Below are 15,726 nucleotides of genomic sequence, written 5' to 3'. Positions count from 1 at the left end.
GCGAAAACTGGGGGTGGCCCGCGTCACCACCAGGACCTACGGTCGTTACTTGAGAGTAGGAAAGGGGTTCGCATGAGGCTGTTGAGCGTCGCCGCCACGGCGCTGCTGGCCCTGGCGTCCGCTTCGGTGGGCGGGGTCGCGCACGCGGCTGATCCCATCGTGGTCGGGAGCTGTGCCACGTCCGTGCAGGGCGCGCCCGGCACTCCGATCTCTCTCAGTCCGGCCGCCGTGACGCAGCCGATCACCGACCTGGTGCGCGCCGTGCCGCTGCTCGGGCCGCCGCTCGCCGAGCCGTTCCAGAAGGCGTTCGCGCAGGCCAAGCCCATGCCGATCGGTGCGGTGCAGGTCGGGACGCAGACCATTTCCGGCGCGACGATCGCCAACGCGGTGATGGCCGAGGTCAACAAGATCCCGCTGCTCGGGCCGATCCTCGGCACCCTCGACAAGACGGTGCGGCAGACGCTGGGCCAGGGCTGCCAGATCGTCGTGACCGGCGTGAACCAGGTCGCGGCGCCGATCCAGGACGGGTCGAAGGCGATCGCCGACCAGTCGCAGGCGTTGACGCCGCAACTGCCCGGCCAGCCGAAACCCCCTGGTCAGCAGCCCCCCGGCGGTCAGCCGGGGACCCAGCCCGGTACGCAGCCGGGCACTCAGCCCGGCGTTCCGGGCGTCGGAGCCGGTGCGCCCAGCAACCGCGACTTCTCGCTGTACCCGATCGGCTCGAACTTCGGGCGCGTGCCGCTGTTCAGCTACGGCTCGCTGCCGTTCGCGATGCCGGGCCTGTACTCGCCGTCCCCCGGCGTCCGGTACGGCTCGCAGGTGCCGCGCGCGTCCAACGGCACGGGCATCGAGGGCGACTCGGTGCAGGCCGCCGGTCGCGCCACGGCGTTGCCGCGGCTCTCGGGTCCCGGCGGTGTCGGCGCTCCGGTGCTGGTCGCGGTGCTGATGCTGGCGCTGGTCACGGGCGCGCTGGTGCGGACCTGGGTGCTCCGCCGCACCCCTGCGTAGTCGCCGGACGCGCTCTGTTAACCTTTGTCAGTTGCTGACGCGACGACCCTCCTGCCACGGAAAGCCCGTGGCCGCGAGTCCACAGGAGGTGAGTGGTCCTCATGCGTCATTACGAAGTGATGGTCATCCTCGACCCCAGCCTTGACGAGCGCACGATCGCGCCGTCTCTCGACACGTTCCTCAACGTCATCCGCACCACGGGCGGAAACGTTGAGAAGGTCGAGGTGTGGGGCAAGCGCCGGTTGAGCTTCGAGATCAACAAGAACAGCGAGGGCATCTACGCGGTGCTCGACCTGACCTCGACGCCTGACGCGGTGAAGGAACTGGACCGCCAGCTCGGTCTGCAGGAGACGGTGCTCCGGACGAAGGTCCTGCGCCGCGAGCCCGCCAAGTCGGCCGTCAAGGCCTGACGAACCTCGATTAGGGGAGCTCCCAAGACATGGCTGGTGAGACGACGATCACGGTGGTCGGGAACCTGACTGCCGACCCGGAACTCCGCTTCACCCAGAGCGGTGCCGCGGTGGCCTCCTTCACGGTGGCCTCCACGCCCCGCACCTTCGACCGCCAGTCCGGCGAGTGGAAGGACGGCGAAGCGCTGTTCCTGCGGTGCAACGTGTGGCGGCAGGTCGCCGAGAACGTGGCCGAGTCGCTCACCCGCGGTTCGCGAGTGCTCGTCTCCGGACGGCTGCGCCAGCGTTCCTTCGAGACGAAGGAAGGCGAGAAGCGCACCGTCGTGGAGCTTGAGGTCGACGAGATCGGCCCCTCGCTGCGCTACGCGACCGCGAAGGTCAACAAGGTCAGCCGTGGAGACGGCGGTGGCGGCGGCTTCGGCGGCGGCGGCGGTCAGCAGTCTCGCGGCGGTGGCGGCGGCGCGCCGGCAGACGACCCGTGGGGTTCCGCCCCGCCGGCCGGCTCCGGTGGCTTTGCCGACGAGCCCCCCTTCTAGACCGAACCGCACCGGTCATCCAGTACTTCATTCACTGCGTATCCAGGAGTTAGAGACACATGGCCAAGCCGCCTGTGCGCAAGCCCAAGAAGAAGGTCTGCGCCTTCTGCAAGGACAAGAGCGCGTCCCTGATCGACTACAAGGACACGACGCTGCTCCGCAAGTTCATCTCGGACCGCGGCAAGATCCGTGCCCGCCGCGTCACGGGCAACTGCTCGCAGCACCAGCGCGACGTCGCTGTTGCCGTGAAGAACGCCCGTGAGATGGCCCTGCTGCCCTACACCTCGACCGCTCGCTAAGAAAGGGGACATTCGCGATGAAGCTCATCCTCACCGCTGACGTTTCCGGCCTTGGCGCTCCCGGCGACATCGTCGAGGTCAAGGACGGCTACGGCCGCAACTACCTGCTCCCGCGCGGTCTCGCGATCGTCGCGACCCGCGGTGCGCAGAAGCAGATCCAGGTCATCACCCGCGCGCAGGACACCCGCCGCGTGCGCGACCTGGACCACGCCAAGGAGATCAAGGCCGCGCTCGAGGGTCTGGGTGGCGTCACCCTGACCGCGAAGGCCGCCTCGGGCTCCAAGAAGCTGTTCGGCTCGGTCACCAACGCGGACGTGGCGGCTGCCGTCAAGTCCGCCGGTGGTCCGGTGCTGGACAAGCGCGCCATCGAGCTGCCGGGTCACATCAAGACCACGGGCAAGCACTCGGTGACGGTTCGCCTCCACCCCGAGGTCACCGTCGCCCTGCCGCTGAACGTCACGGCCGGCGAGTAATTGACTTTGGGCCATGATCACCACCCGATGGTGGGGATCGCCCACGGTTGAGTTTGCTGAAGCGCCGCCTACCCGGAATGCTCCGGGTGGGTGGCGCTTTCGCTCGTTCGGACCAGTGCGCGCTTGTCCACGTCCTGTGGATAAACCGAAGGTTTACCGACGCCGCGACACGCCGACGAGAGTGTTTTTCGCGACACGCCGAGGGCGTGCCACACAACTTTTTCCACAACTTGTGCACAGCCTTTGAGCTGGGGTTATTTCTGTCACTCCACTGGTTGTCAACAGGTTGTCCCCAGCGCCCTCACCCCTGTGAGCAACCATCCACAGGTTGTCCCCCAGTTGTCCACAGGACGATCCACACGCTGGTTTGCTTGCTCCGGACGGGTCCCTCTAGCGTCGCTACCAGGGCGCCCCATCGCGCAGCGTGGCCGCCCGACATTGTCGGTGCCGCGAGGTACAACTAGGGGACTCAGGCACCGGCTTCTCGACTCTTCGCAGGGGTGATTCAGCAGTGGCGCTCGTGGACGACCGGGGCATGGCGGAACCCGCTTTCGAGCGCCAGCCGCCTCAGGACCTGGCCGCGGAGCAGTCCGTGCTGGGCGGCATGTTGCTGTCGAAGGACGCCATCGCGGACGTCATCGAGGCCCTCGCCCCGAACGACTTCTACCGCCCTGCCCACCAGGCGATCTACGACTGCATCCTCGACCTCTACGGCCGGGGCGAACCGGCCGACCCGATCACCATCTCCGCCGAGCTCGAACGCCGCGGCGAACTGCTGCGCGTCGGCGGCGCACCGTACCTGCACACGTTGATCGCGACGGTCCCCACGGCGGCGAACGCGGGTTACTACGCCGAGATCGTCGCCGAGAAGGCGGTTCTGCGTCGCCTCGTCGAGGCCGGCACCCGCATCGTGCAGCTCGGCTACAACGGAGCGGAGGGCGCGGACGTCGACGAGGTGGTCGACCGGGCCCAGGCCGCGATCTACGAGGTCACCGACCGCCGCACCACCGAGGACTACGTCGCCCTCGAGGACCTGCTCCAGCCGACGATGGACGAGATCGACGCCATCGCGTCCCGGGGCGGCATCTCCCAGGGCATCCCGACGGGCTTCGCGGACCTCGACGCCCTCACCAACGGCCTGCACGGCGGCCAGATGATCATCGTCGCCGCCCGCCCCGGTGTCGGCAAGGCGCTGGCTCTCGACACCCCGCTGCCCACCCCGTCCGGCTGGACGACGATGGGTTCCGTCGCGGTCGGCTCGTACCTGATCGGCGCCGACGGCCGCCCGACCCGCGTCGTCGCCGCGACCGAGGTGATGACTGGGCGCCCGTGTTTCGAGGTCGAGTTCTCCGACGGCACCGTCATCACCGCCGACGCCGAACACCAGTGGCTGACCGAGTCCTGCTCCGAGACCGGTGGCTTCTGGGCCATCCGCACCACCGCACAGCTCTTCGATCGCGTCGGCCTCTGCCGCCAGTACGTGCGCCTGTCCTCGGCCTGGGAACTGCCTGCTGCCGCGCTGCCGCTGTCGCCGCGCGCGCTCGGCCTGTTCCTCTCGGGCCTCGGCGACCTGGAACTGACCGACGAGGAGCTCCGCGTCGCGAAGGACCTCGACGTGGCCGACGACCCGCACATCCCGGCCGCGTACCTGCGCGCGTCGCACAAGCAGCGGGCCGAACTCCTCGCCGCCCTGCAGATCGACGGGCGTTTCGCCCGCCTGCGCCGCGACGTGGACGAGCTGACCGCGAGCCTCGGCCGGCACGACCAGGTGGAGATCCTCGCCGTCCGCCCGGTCGCCTCGGTCCCGGTCCGCTGCGTGGAGGTCGACAACCACGACCACCTGTACCTGGCCGGCGAGACCATGATCCCGACCCACAACTCGACGCTCGGCCTGGACTTCGCCAGGTCGTGCTCGGTGAAGCACGGCATGACCAGCGCCATCTTCAGCCTGGAAATGAGCCGCACCGAAATCGTCATGCGCATGCTCTCCGCCGAGGCCCGCATCCGCCTCAGCGACATGCGAGGCGGCACCATGAGCGACGACGACTGGACCCGCCTGGCCCGCCGCATGAGCGAGATCAGCGAAGCGCCCCTGTTCGTCGACGACAGCCCCAACCTCACCATGATGGAGATCCGGGCCAAGGCCCGTCGGTTGAAGCAGCGCCACGACCTCAAGCTCGTCGTCGTCGACTACCTCCAGCTGATGTCGTCCGGCAAGAAGACCGAGTCCCGCCAGCAGGAAGTCTCGGAGTTCTCCCGAAACCTGAAGCTGATCGCCAAGGAACTCCACGTTCCGGTGATCGCGATCTCGCAGCTGAACCGTGGTCCGGAACAGCGGACCGACAAGCGGCCGATGCTGTCCGACCTTCGTGAGTCCGGGTCGCTGGAGCAGGACGCCGACATGGTCATCCTGGTCAACCGGCCTGACGCTTGGGAGCGGGACGATCCCCGGGCCGGTGAGGCTGACCTGATCATCGCCAAGCACCGTGCTGGGCCTACGGCGACCATCACCGTGGCGCACCAGCTGCACTACTCGCGGTTCACGGACCTGGCCCAGACCTGATCAGGTCGCCTTCGGGTGGTGGTTGCGTTGGGCTGCAAAGACTTTGACGAGCCGGGCCATTTCATCGCCGCTGCGCGACGGTAGGGATCGGGTTGGGCGCGTACGTCACCACACCAGCTCGACGGTTCAGCCAAGACTGACGCCTCGCCTGCGGCATTGCGTTGGGTCTTGGCGGGCTCGGCTGCGCCGTCGCGATGCTGGCGCTCGGTCGGACCTCAGGCGCGTGGGGTCAGGCCTCGCAGGGCCGTGTCCACCACCCTGTGGGCGTAGTCGCTGGTCAGCGGTTCGGTGCGGTGCAGCCAGCGGGTGAGGATCGGGCCCCAGATCAGGTCCACCGCCACGTCCAGGTCCACGTCGTCCGCGATCTGGCCCGCCTCTTGCGCTGCTGCCAGGCGGGCCTTCTTCAGGGCGCGCATGGGGCCGTCGAGTCTGGTGGCGTAGTCAGCGGCCAGGTCCTGGTCGTGGACCACCTCGGTGTGCATGGCTCGCATCGCCTGGTCCAGGCCCGGGTCGTTCAGTTCGTCGACGGTGGCGTCCAGTACTGCCTTCAGGTCCGTGGCCAGGTCGCCGGTGTCGGGGAGTGACGCTGCTCCGCCGTCTCCTGCCAGGGAGAGGAAGGCGTCGAAGAGGAGTTCGCCCTTCGTCGGCCACCAGCGGTAGATGGTCTGTTTGCCGACGCCTGCTGCCTTGGCGATGGCGACCATCGTGACGTTGGGGTAGCCGATCTCGCTGACCAGCGCGAGGGCCGCGGTGAGGATCGCGCGGCGGGAGGAGTCGCTGCGGCGGGTGGGATCTGGGGCGACCTTGGTGGGCACTCGGGGAATCTAGCAGGTCACGAGACGAGACGACTCGTCTCGTTGACAAACCCAAAGGAAGCAGGCATGCTTCCACTCAACGAGACGAGACGTCTCGTCTCGTTGGATCAAGGGGAGAAGCAGATGAACGTCGCTGGGGCTCGTGTTTGGTTTGTCACTGGTGCCAGCCGTGGGCTGGGGCGGGCGTTCACGGAGGCCGCGCTCGGTGCCGGCGACGTGGTGGTCGGGGTGGCTCGGGATGTGTCGCGGCTGGACGACCTCGTCGCGGAGCACCCGGAGCGCGTGCTGGCGCTCGCCGTTGACGTGACGGATCGGGAGAAGGTGTTCGAGGCCGTTGACCAGGCCGTGGAACGGTTCGGGCGGCTTGATGTCGTGGTGAACAACGCCGGGGTGTTGCACGCCGGGATGGTCGAGGAGTTCAGCGAGGCCGAGGCCCGGGCTCAGATGGAGCTCAACTTCTTCGGGGCGTTGTGGGTCAGTCAGGCCGTGATGCCGCAGCTGCGGAAGCAGCGGAGTGGGCACCTCCTGCAGGTTTCCAGCATCGGGGCGCTCGGCGGGTTTCCCAGTACCGGCTTGTACAGCGCCAGCAAGTTCGCGCTCGAAGGGATGAGCGAGGCGTTGGCCGCTGAGGCGAAGCAGTTCGGGGTCAAGGTCACCATCGTGCAGCCCGGTGGGTACTGGACCGACCTGTACGCGAGCAGCCAGGCGACGACGCCCGATCCCGTCTACCAGGATCTGCGGACTGAGCTGGAGAAGCAGTGGGCCGAGGGGTCCGTGGACAGCGAGCCGCGGCTGGCCGCGGAGGCGGTGCTGAAGCTGGTCGACGCCGAGGAGCCGCCGTTGCGGCTGTTGCTCGGGAGCATGGTTTACGACGTCGCGTTCTACCTGTCGAAGCAGCGGATGGAGACGTGGGCCGCCTGGGAGGAGACGAGTCGGGCGGCGGAGAAGGCCGTGCCCAACCCCAACGCATAACGGCACTCACCCGTCGTGGTGGTGGTGCTGGTCAACAGCACGAGGCTCGGCTAGAACCGGAGGGTGCTGCACGACCCGCTCACGGGGCTGCCCGGACACGCGCTGCTGCTCGACCGCCTGGAGCAGGCGCTGATTCGTGCGCGGACACGGGGCACGCTCGTCACGTTGGTCCTCATCAGCGGGCCGGACGACGTGATCGAGGCGGCCAAGCGACTGCGGAACGGGTTGCGGCCGGACTTCACGGTGGCGCGGTTCAGCGACTCGGCGCTCGCGGTGCTGGCGGAGCACGACTTCGGGGACGGGGAGCCGATCGCCGAGCTCACCCGGCAGCTGGTGGGGGAGAGTCCGCACGTGCACTGGGTGACCAGTGACGGGGACGCGCAGCCGCACGACGTCATCGAGACAGCACGAACTCCCCCGGAACGGCACTGAGCCCCAGCGACACCGTCGTGTCGCTGGGGCTCAGCTTCTTACCGGAGGAGGGTGTTGCGTCTAGCGGGTGTTGCTTACAGCAGGCCGGACACCGTCTTGAAGACGTTGGCCGTGTCCAGCGCGGACAGCGCCGGGGCACCGAACGGCAGCTGCGGCAGCGCGCGCTCGTCGGCCTGCGGGGCCAGGCCCTGGGTCGGGTTCAGGTTGAGACCCGAGAGGGAGGCCGGGCCGTCGACCGGGAGCGTCGGCAGCGAGCGCTCGGTCGGCAGGGCGGGCAGCTGGACCGGCACCGGCAGGGCCGGGGCGGTCACGGGCAGGGACGGCAGCGAACGCTCGGTGGCGCCGGCCGGAACCAGGTCCTTGGCACCGTCGAGCAGCTGGCCCAGGGGCAGGCCCTGGACGTTCGGGGACAGGCTCGCGAGGCCACCGTTCACCGGCAGAGCGGTGCGCTCCTGCGCCACACCGGGCAGCGCGGGGACGGGCAGCGTGCCGGCCATCGCGGTCAGGTCAGCCGGGTTCGGGAACTGGTTGACCGGCAGCTTGCTGTCGAGGCCGTGGAAGGTCGGAACCTGGTTGGCCTTCAGCAGGCTGTCGACGCCCTTGGGGAGCTCGAGGCCCTTGAGCTGCGCGGCGCGCAGGGTGCCGTCGGTGTCCTCGCCGGTGAGCTGCGTGTCGTCGCTCTGGCCCAGCGTGGTCGCCTGGCCGACGACCTCGACGGGGATGCGCGCGACCTTGGCCGCCGCCTCGACCGGAACGGTCATCTCGCGGGCGGTCAGCGGGCCGGAGCCCTCGGTCAGCATCTCGCCGCCGGCCTGGGTGTACGACGACTTGTCGGTGACGGTCGTCGCGTTGCCCGCAGCCGCGACCGCGTCCGCGTAGACGCCCGCGAAGGCGTTGGCGGGGACGTGGATCAGGTTGCCGGACACCGAGGCGTCGTCGGCCGTCGAGTAGCTGTCGGCACCCGAGATGACGTTGGTGTCGGACACCACGTCGGAGTTGGTGATGCCGGCCGCGGCGACCGTGTTGCCCGGCACCGCGGGGAGAACGGCCGGCTGAGCGCCGATCAGGTTGCCGGAGACGGCACCCTTGTCACCGTTGCTGTTGACGTCGCCACCGGCGACGGACGACAGCGAGTTGGTGGAGAAGGCGTCGACGTTGCTGCCGCCGCCGACCGACCAGCCGAGCACCTGCGTGCCGGTGGCGACCGGAGCCGACACGACGTTGCCCGCGATGGAGCCCGCCTCGCCGGTGGTGATGGCGTCGCCGCCGGCCTTCATGTCGGTGGCGTTGTCACCGGTGGTCTTGTTGTTGCCGACCAGGGTGGCACCGTCGGCGAAGACCTGGGCCGGCGTCGAGGTCGGGACCTGGACGATGTTGCCGGAGGCCGAGGACTTCTTGCCGAACGCCTTGGGGTCGTCGCCCGCGATGACCTTGGTGTCGTTCGAGGTGTCCGACGTGGTGTTGCCGACGAGGCCCGCGGTGACCGCGAAGACCTGCGGCGCGGCGGCCGTCGGGGCGGTCACGATGTTGCTGGAGACCGTGCCGTTGTCGTCTTCGGTGTTCGGCTGGCCGCTGGAACGGACCGACTTGGTCTCGTCCGCGGAGCCCGACGCCTGGCCACCGAGGGTGCCGGCGATGCCGTAGACCTCGGCCGGGGTGGCAACGGGGGTCTGGGCGATGTTGCCCGAGATCACCGAGTCGTTGCCGGTGGTGCCCTGGTAGCCGCCCGTCTCCGAGTCGACGTCGTTGACGCAGGTGCCCGCCGCCTGGCCGGCCAGCGTCGCACCGTTGCCGCACACGTCCACGGCCGTGGCCGGGGGAACGTCGGCGATGTTGCCCGAGAGGACCGACTTGTCGCCCAGCGTGTAGGCGTCGCCACCGGCGTTCGAGGTGACCTCGTTCGCGTGGTCGGTCAGCGCGTTGCCGACCAGGGACGCGCCGTTGCCGCCGACCGAGGTGGGCAGCGAGACGGGGACGCCCGCGATGTTGCCGGACGCGGTGGAGCCGCGGCCGTCGGTGTGGATGTGGCCACCGGCGTCGGACCAGTTCGACGTGTCGCTCACAGCGGCGGCGTTGCCACCGACCGCGGCGGCGTTGTCGTCCACCGTGACGGGGCCCGCGAGGGCGGGGGCCACGACGTTGCCGGCCAGCGTGGCCGGGTCACCGTTGGTGTCGGTCTTGCCACCGGCGATCGCGGTGCCGGTCTGCACCGAGTCGGTGCCGGAGTTGCCCGCACCCGCGGCGGAGTTGCCGTTGACCTCGGCCAGCGGGGCCAGCGGGATCGGCACTGCGTTGCCGGAGATGGAGCTGCTCTTGCCGCTCGTCAGCACGTCGCCCTCGGAGGACGCGAACGTGTCGGCGGTCGAGTTGGCCTGCGCGATGCCGGCCGCACCCACACCGTTGCCGGTGATCTGGACGGGGGTCGCACCCTGCTCGGCGACGACGTTGCCGGAGATGGCGCCGCGGTCACCGTTGGTGGTGATGTCGCCGCCGGTCGTCGAGACCTGCTCGGCGGCCGTGTTGGTGGTGGCGTTGCCACCCGCCGCGATGGCGTTGCCGGTGATCTGGACCGGCAGGATGTGGTTGACGGCGACGACGTTGCCGGCCAGCGCCTGGCCCGCGCCGTCCGTGACGATCGTGCCGTCGCGGTGCGTGGTCTGCGAGCAGTCGGCGGTCGCGTCGGTGTTCGCGAGGACCGCGATCGCGTTGCCGCAGATGTTGATCGGCACATCGACGTGCGCCTGGATCGTGTTGCCGCGGATGAGGCCCTGCAGCGCGGTGCCCTGCAGGCGCTCACCGGCCTGGCGGACCAGCGGGTTCGCGACGGGCGCAGCCGTGCGGGTGGGCACCGCGCTGGTGACGCGGTCCGTGCTGATCGTGCGGTCGACCTTGGGGAGAGTGATCTCCTTGACCGGGGTGGCCAGCTTGTTCTGGTCCGCCTTCAGCGGGACCGAAGCGGCGACGTCGACGGCCGGCGGGGCGGCGTCGGGGTCGACGTTCTCCTGGGCAGAAGCGATGCCCGTACCGAGCATCAGCAAACCACCAGTGACAAACGCGGTCTGAAGTCCGCGCTTTGCCCAGGTCTGCATTAGATCTCCTTTTTCCAAATTCCCGTTCAGAGAAACGGGGGTTCATGGGAGGTGGGGCCGAGAACGCGCAGGGGAAGGCGCGTCTTTCACCGGGGGAGTCGCACGCGGTGATCGACCGAAAGGAGCGCAAGAAAAAAGCGCGTCGGTCGAATCCCGGACAGCCGTGGGGAGGAAGGCTGTCGCGGACCGCGCGCTGTGATCAGTCGGGGTTGATACCGGGCTGCTTGCCCGGCGTCACGGTGACCTCGTCGGTGGACGGCGCGAGAGCAGCCGTCGACGAGATGCCGTGAGCGTTGCCGGGAGCAGCGAGAGCAGCGAGAAGGCTGCCCTTGGCAGAGCCAGAACCGTCGTGGCACGAGGAGCACTGCACCGGCGCGGGGGCCGGGACGGGCAGCTTCGGCAACGGGTTGCTGGGCAGGGACGGACGCTGTTCGGAGGGCACGACGAAGTTGTGGTGCTCCAACAGGTCAGTCCACGAAGCACCGGACGGGCCGGTGTACTGCGAGACCACCGGGTCCGCCGACTGGACGGCTCCGGTGGCAGGGGCCGGGATCTCCGGGAACGTCACGTCGAGCATCCGCTCTTCGGCGGGTGCCTGCGTCTGACCGATCCTGGTGACCTGCGGCAGGATGCGCTCGGCGATCGTCTCGACCGCCTGCTGGACCTGCACGTTCGGCAGGGCGGCGCGAGCCTTCTCCTGCTCGGCGCGCAAGGTCTCGTCGATCTTGTGCACTGCCTTGGCAGCCGGAACGACGACGACCGGCAGCTTCTCGTCGCTGGACGCGACGACCTTGCTGACGATGTCGAACTGCTGCGTGTCAGCGCCTTCGGCCGCGTGGGCCGACGACGTGCCGAGTGCCCACGCAACGGCCGTTCCCGCGATCGCCCCACCGACGGCGAGCAGCGCACGGGTGGCGAACCGGCGCATGCCGGACGCTCCCGTCTTCGCTCGCAGATCAGCGGAGAACAACGCAGGAAACCTCGCTACTCGGTGGCACTCAAGGGAATCGCCGACGATCAAGATCAAGCTGATCAAGTCGACGTCGGCGACTCTGCCAGTCCATCCACCCCGAATGCACGCTCTGAGCGCCCGGTTAACCACATCGTGTGAACGCCCCGCCTGAAATCGCGCGGAATTACACGCGTTTAAGAACGCGTGCGGCTCCCGCAGCAGCAGTAGAAGCGAGCACCCAGCCAACGGCCACGAGCAGCGCCGCGACCCATTGCGACGCACCCGTGAACTGCCATTTCCCGTCCTGACCGAAGTCGATGATCGGGATCAACAGGTCGAGCGCGAGCAGGGCGGCGTTCCAGACCGGGTCCTCGTCCTTGTTGAGCCGGACCATCGGGTGCCAGTTGAACCACAGCGCGCCGACGAGCCAGAAGACGGCGAGCCAGCAGATCGCGAGCCACGGCCGGTAGCCGTACCCGACGGTGAAGCGCTGCACCATGCCCCAGACCCGACCGGCCCTGCCGAGTTCCGAGTAGCGGCGGCGCTGCTTCTCCAGCTGGACCTTCTGCGCGAGTTCCTCTTCGCCACCCTGCTGGTAGACGGCGGCGAGCTGCTCGTACGGTCCGGGCGCGAAGTCCGGCTGGACCTTGAGCAGCCACTTCAGCCGCGTCTGCACCGGCACGTCCGGGTCGGCGGTGATGCCGGCGAACTCGAAGTCGTCCACGGCGACGCCGCCCCTGGCGTCCCACAGCCCCGGCCCGTCGGTCACCGACACGGCCTTGAGGCGGCTCAGCACGACCTTGCCCTTGGGCTCCTGGCCCTCGGGGATGTGCAGGCGGAACTGGTGCACGGTGAGGCCGTAGGCGTTCAACGCGATGTCGGCGGCGGTCGAGCCGAGGTGCGAGTCGCTGAACGTGGCCATCTTGCCGACCTCGCCGAGTCTGATCCGCACACCGCCGACGGCCGTGAACCCGCGGCTGCACAACAGGTCCTTGCCGATCGTGATGGCGCGGGCGTCGAGTGAGGGCTTCTGCGTGCCGTTCGGCCGCAGGCGTGGCAACGTGAGCTCGGCGCCGGACAGGTCGAGCGTGGAGCCGATGTTCGCGTTCTGCAGGCGGATCGAGCCCTTGGCCTTCAGCTCGCGCAGGAAGAGCGTGCCTCCTATCTGGAGGCGGTCGGCGAACAGGACGTCGATGCCCGGCCCGTGCAACGAGACGCCGGACATGCTGGCGCTGCCCATGATCGTCGCGTTGGACAACCGCACCTGGCCGTAGGTCTGCAACGCCGGGCAACGCGTGCCCGCGCCGTTGACCGCGCTGCGCGCCTCGACGTCACCGCGCACCTGCATGCCGTCGGCGTGCAGTGCGACGGGGATGCGGTTGGTGACGTCACCAGCGAGTTCCTCGGCGACCTCGCGCGGCCCGATCACCGCGCCGGACATCCGCAGGTACCCGCCGACGCTCGCGTTGGGCAGCCGGACCGTGCCGGTGCTGGTGAACCCGTCGTCGAGCTCGACGTTGCCCTCGACCCGGATGCGGTCGGCCACCAGCGTCGCGGCCTCGTCCGCCGATCCGTGCGGCAGGACGAGCACCTGGTTGTCGACGCGGTGGGTGGAGTTGAGGCGGGCGCCGGTGAACTCGACGTTGCCGCCGATCCGTGCGCCGTCGAAGAGGACGCGGCCGTCGGCGGTGAACCGGCCGCCCTCGGCGTTGCAGAAGACGTTGCCGGCGACGACGAGCCCGGACGCGTCGAGCGCGTCCTTGCCGGTGTTGATCAGCCGCGCACCCCCGAGGTGCACGCTGCCGCCGACGTTCGCGCCGCGCAGCCTCACCTCACCTTGCGCGCGCATCGCGATGGCCTGCACGGAACCGCTGACCCGCAGGCGTGCGCCGAGCAGCGCGTGGTGGGTGTTGGAACGGAGCACCGCGCCGGCGAGCCGGAGGGTGCCGTCCACCGCCGCGTCGGTGAGGTCGACGGTGCCGGTGCAGGTGAAGCCGGCTTCGAGCACCAGGTCGCTGAAGACCCTGAGGTTGCGGCCCTGCAGACCCGGCACGCGGGTACCGCGCAGGCGCAGGCCGATCAGGCGGGCCATGCGGAGGTCGAGCGGTTCCTCGAACGCGCAGTGGGTCAGGTCGATGACCCGCGTGACGCGCGTGCCCTCGAGTTCGAACTTCCCGGTGATCCGCGCGTTGCGCAGGCGCAAAGCGGGTAGTCCCTTGCGCGGAACGCGGTACATACCGGTCAGCAGACCGGTGAGCACCTCGCCGCGGGCGCTCTGTCCGGTCAGGTCGATCTCGGTGCCGCCGGCGTAGGCGCCCGCGACCTGGCGCTCGACTTCGGTCAAGTCTTCCGGCTTGATCACTTCGTCCTCCCCCTGACGAGTCGGATCATCCCTGGTGGAGTTCCGGGTTGGCGAGGGTCCGAACAGTTAAGTTGAGGTCCATGAGCACGCCGGAGTCGGAGATCAGCAACCGCGTTCCGAAGCTGTTGCGGGTGAGCGCCGCGCTGAGCTGGCGGTTCGTCGTGGTGATCGCCGCGTTGTACGTCGTCGCGTACGTGTTCGGCTTCCTCGCGTCGATCGTGATCCCCGTCGCAATCGCCCTGCTGCTCGCCGCCCTGCTGTCGCCGGGGGTGACGAAGCTCGTCGAGTGGCGGGTGCCGCGCGGGGTCGCGACCACGGTGATGATGATCCTGGGCATCGGCGTGCTCGGCGGTGTGCTGACGTTCGTGATCAGCGAGTTCTCCCGCGGTCTGCCGGAGCTGCAGTCGCAGGTGGCCGCGTCGCTGGACACCATCCAGAAGTGGCTGAAGGACGGGCCCGCGCACCTGTCGGACCAGCAGCTGCAGGGGTACGTCAACGAGGTCGTCAAGACGATCAAGGAGAACCAGGCGGAGATCACGTCCGGTGCCCTCACCACCGCGGCGACCCTCGGCGAGCTGCTGACCGGGTTGCTGCTGGCGCTCTTCACGCTGATCTTCTTCTTGCACGACGGCGACGGGATCTGGCGGTTCGTCACCCGCGCGGTGCCCAGGGACGTGCGGCAGCGGGTGGACGTGGCCGGGCGCCGCGGGTTCGGGTCGCTCGTCTCCTACGTGCGGGCGACCGCCGTGGTCGCGATCGTGGACGCCGTCGGTGTCGGCATCGGGCTGGCGATCATCGGGGTGCCGCTCGTGGTGCCGCTGTCGGCGTTGGTGTTCCTCGGGGCGTTCATCCCCATCATCGGTGCGGTGTTCACGGGCGCTGTGGCTGTGTTGATCGCGTTGGTGACCAACGGGCCTATCGCTGCGCTTGTGGTGCTGGCCGTGTTGATCGGCGTGATGCAGCTGGAGTCGCACGTCCTGCAGCCGTTGTTGCTGGGGCGCGCGGTGAAGCTGCACCCGCTGGCCGTGGTGCTGGCCATCGCCGGCGGGTTGGTGACCGGCGGGATCGCCGGGGCGTTGCTGGCGGTGCCGTTGCTGGCGGTGCTGAACTCCGGGATCCGGTCGCTGGTGTCCGATGCGGACGCGGCGCAGGAGCCGGAGCAGGTGGACGTGCTGAACCCGCAGGACACGGCACCCAAGGACGACAAGAGCGAACGGGTGAAGGAACTCTGAACGTGCGCACTGGAACGTTCGACTACACGATCACCGGCAGGGGTACCGTCGCCTCGGCGGTCGACCTGATGGCCGACGTCCCGCGGCTGGTGACCATGCACCCGCTGGCGGTCTCGACCGCGACCGTGCCGCCGGGTCCGGGCGTGCTGCGCAGCACCGCCGTTACGTCGCGGCTGAAGTTCGGACCGGTGGGCATGCACATCACCTACCGCGCGGACCTGGTGCTGCGCGGCGACGACGAGGTGCTCACCGTGGCGCACCAACAGCCCCGGACGACGTTGCGCAGCCACGTGAAGGTGGCCGAGGCCGGGACCGGGCAGGTGCGGATCGACGTGGGCATCACGTTCGAGTCGCCGAGCCTGCTCTTCTCCTACGGGTTCGCGAAGGCGCGGTTCGCGCACGAGCACATGCGCACGGAGATCACGAAGTACCTGAACGCCTAAGCGCCGTCCCGCACCCCAGCGCCGCCGTCGTGTGACGCACGCGGGGCCCCTGCGTGCGGTCCACGCGAACGAAAGCGCCCCGCGTGCACTGAGTGGACGGCGTGTCGCGGCTGGGGGGGGGGGGGGGGACGGCGTATCGC

The 15,726-nt window shown here is 69.2% G+C and carries 14 protein-coding genes; 10 read left to right on the top strand and 4 right to left on the bottom strand.

Translation table 11 applies throughout. The features are described from left to right. The first annotated feature begins 72 nt into the window (after window positions 1–72). The 6 genes from QSK25_RS09780 to dnaB all read left to right on the top strand — a co-directional run bounded on the left by QSK25_RS09780 (window position 73) and on the right by dnaB (window position 5,289). Window positions 73–1,008, top strand: coding sequence for a hypothetical protein (locus QSK25_RS09780; RefSeq protein WP_285636728.1), 936 nt, complete (start codon window positions 73–75; stop codon window positions 1,006–1,008). A 101-nt stretch (window positions 1,009–1,109) separates the two neighbouring features. Next, window positions 1,110–1,418 carry a 30S ribosomal protein S6 gene (gene rpsF / locus QSK25_RS09775; RefSeq protein WP_112276372.1) on the top strand — a complete coding sequence of 103 codons (309 nt, stop codon included), beginning with the start codon at window positions 1,110–1,112 and terminating at the stop codon, window positions 1,416–1,418. 29 nt (window positions 1,419–1,447) lie between these two features. Then, complete coding sequence (locus QSK25_RS09770) at window positions 1,448–1,954, top strand: single-stranded DNA-binding protein (protein ID WP_285636722.1); 507 nt, start codon at window positions 1,448–1,450, stop codon at window positions 1,952–1,954. A 59-nt stretch (window positions 1,955–2,013) separates the two neighbouring features. Continuing rightward, a complete protein-coding gene (rpsR, locus tag QSK25_RS09765; RefSeq protein WP_030480165.1) occupies window positions 2,014–2,253 on the top strand; it encodes a 30S ribosomal protein S18 in 240 nt (79 codons plus the stop codon). Between the two features lie 17 nt (window positions 2,254–2,270). Then, on the top strand, window positions 2,271–2,726 hold the full coding sequence (rplI, locus tag QSK25_RS09760) for a 50S ribosomal protein L9 (protein ID WP_285636709.1): 456 nt from the start codon (window positions 2,271–2,273) through the stop codon (window positions 2,724–2,726). Window positions 2,727–3,261: 535 nt separating this feature from the next. Beyond that, window positions 3,262–5,289, top strand: coding sequence for a replicative DNA helicase (gene dnaB, locus QSK25_RS09755; protein ID WP_285637589.1), 2,028 nt, complete (start codon window positions 3,262–3,264; stop codon window positions 5,287–5,289). A 215-nt stretch (window positions 5,290–5,504) separates the two neighbouring features. Here dnaB and QSK25_RS09750 read toward each other — a convergent pair whose 3' ends face one another. Further along, on the bottom strand, window positions 5,505–6,104 hold the full coding sequence (locus tag QSK25_RS09750; protein WP_285636705.1) for a TetR/AcrR family transcriptional regulator: 600 nt from the start codon (window positions 6,102–6,104) through the stop codon (window positions 5,505–5,507). Window positions 6,105–6,227: 123 nt separating this feature from the next. Between QSK25_RS09750 and QSK25_RS09745 the strand changes: the two genes are divergently transcribed. Both QSK25_RS09745 and QSK25_RS09740 read left to right on the top strand, forming a co-directional pair. Beyond that, on the top strand, window positions 6,228–7,076 hold the full coding sequence (locus tag QSK25_RS09745; protein ID WP_285636703.1) for an SDR family oxidoreductase: 849 nt from the start codon (window positions 6,228–6,230) through the stop codon (window positions 7,074–7,076). Between the two features lie 63 nt (window positions 7,077–7,139). Then, window positions 7,140–7,508, top strand: coding sequence for a hypothetical protein (locus QSK25_RS09740; RefSeq protein WP_285636700.1), 369 nt, complete (start codon window positions 7,140–7,142; stop codon window positions 7,506–7,508). A gap of 74 nt (window positions 7,509–7,582) precedes the next feature. Here QSK25_RS09740 and QSK25_RS09735 read toward each other — a convergent pair whose 3' ends face one another. The 3 genes from QSK25_RS09735 to QSK25_RS09725 form a co-directional block, all read right to left on the bottom strand. Then, complete coding sequence (locus QSK25_RS09735) at window positions 7,583–10,597, bottom strand: beta strand repeat-containing protein (RefSeq protein WP_285636697.1); 3,015 nt, start codon at window positions 10,595–10,597, stop codon at window positions 7,583–7,585. Window positions 10,598–10,796: 199 nt separating this feature from the next. Continuing rightward, window positions 10,797–11,525, bottom strand: coding sequence for a hypothetical protein (locus tag QSK25_RS09730; protein ID WP_285636694.1), 729 nt, complete (start codon window positions 11,523–11,525; stop codon window positions 10,797–10,799). A 208-nt stretch (window positions 11,526–11,733) separates the two neighbouring features. Beyond that, window positions 11,734–13,911, bottom strand: a complete 2,178-nt coding sequence (locus QSK25_RS09725; RefSeq protein ID WP_285636691.1) for a translocation/assembly module TamB domain-containing protein — start codon at window positions 13,909–13,911, stop codon at window positions 11,734–11,736. Between the two features lie 80 nt (window positions 13,912–13,991). On the opposite strand from QSK25_RS09725, the gene QSK25_RS09720 reads away from it, so the two are divergent. Then, a complete protein-coding gene (locus tag QSK25_RS09720) occupies window positions 13,992–15,143 on the top strand; it encodes an AI-2E family transporter (RefSeq protein WP_285636688.1) in 1,152 nt (383 codons plus the stop codon). A 2-nt stretch (window positions 15,144–15,145) separates the two neighbouring features. Continuing rightward, a complete protein-coding gene (locus tag QSK25_RS09715) occupies window positions 15,146–15,586 on the top strand; it encodes an SRPBCC family protein (RefSeq protein ID WP_285636685.1) in 441 nt (146 codons plus the stop codon). Window positions 15,587–15,726: the final 140 nt, after the last annotated feature.

This window comes from Lentzea sp. NBRC 102530, assembly GCF_030269365.1.
In the GTDB taxonomy this organism is placed as follows: Bacteria; Actinomycetota; Actinomycetes; order Mycobacteriales; family Pseudonocardiaceae; genus Lentzea.
This window is presented reverse-complemented; position numbering and strand designations above follow the sequence as displayed.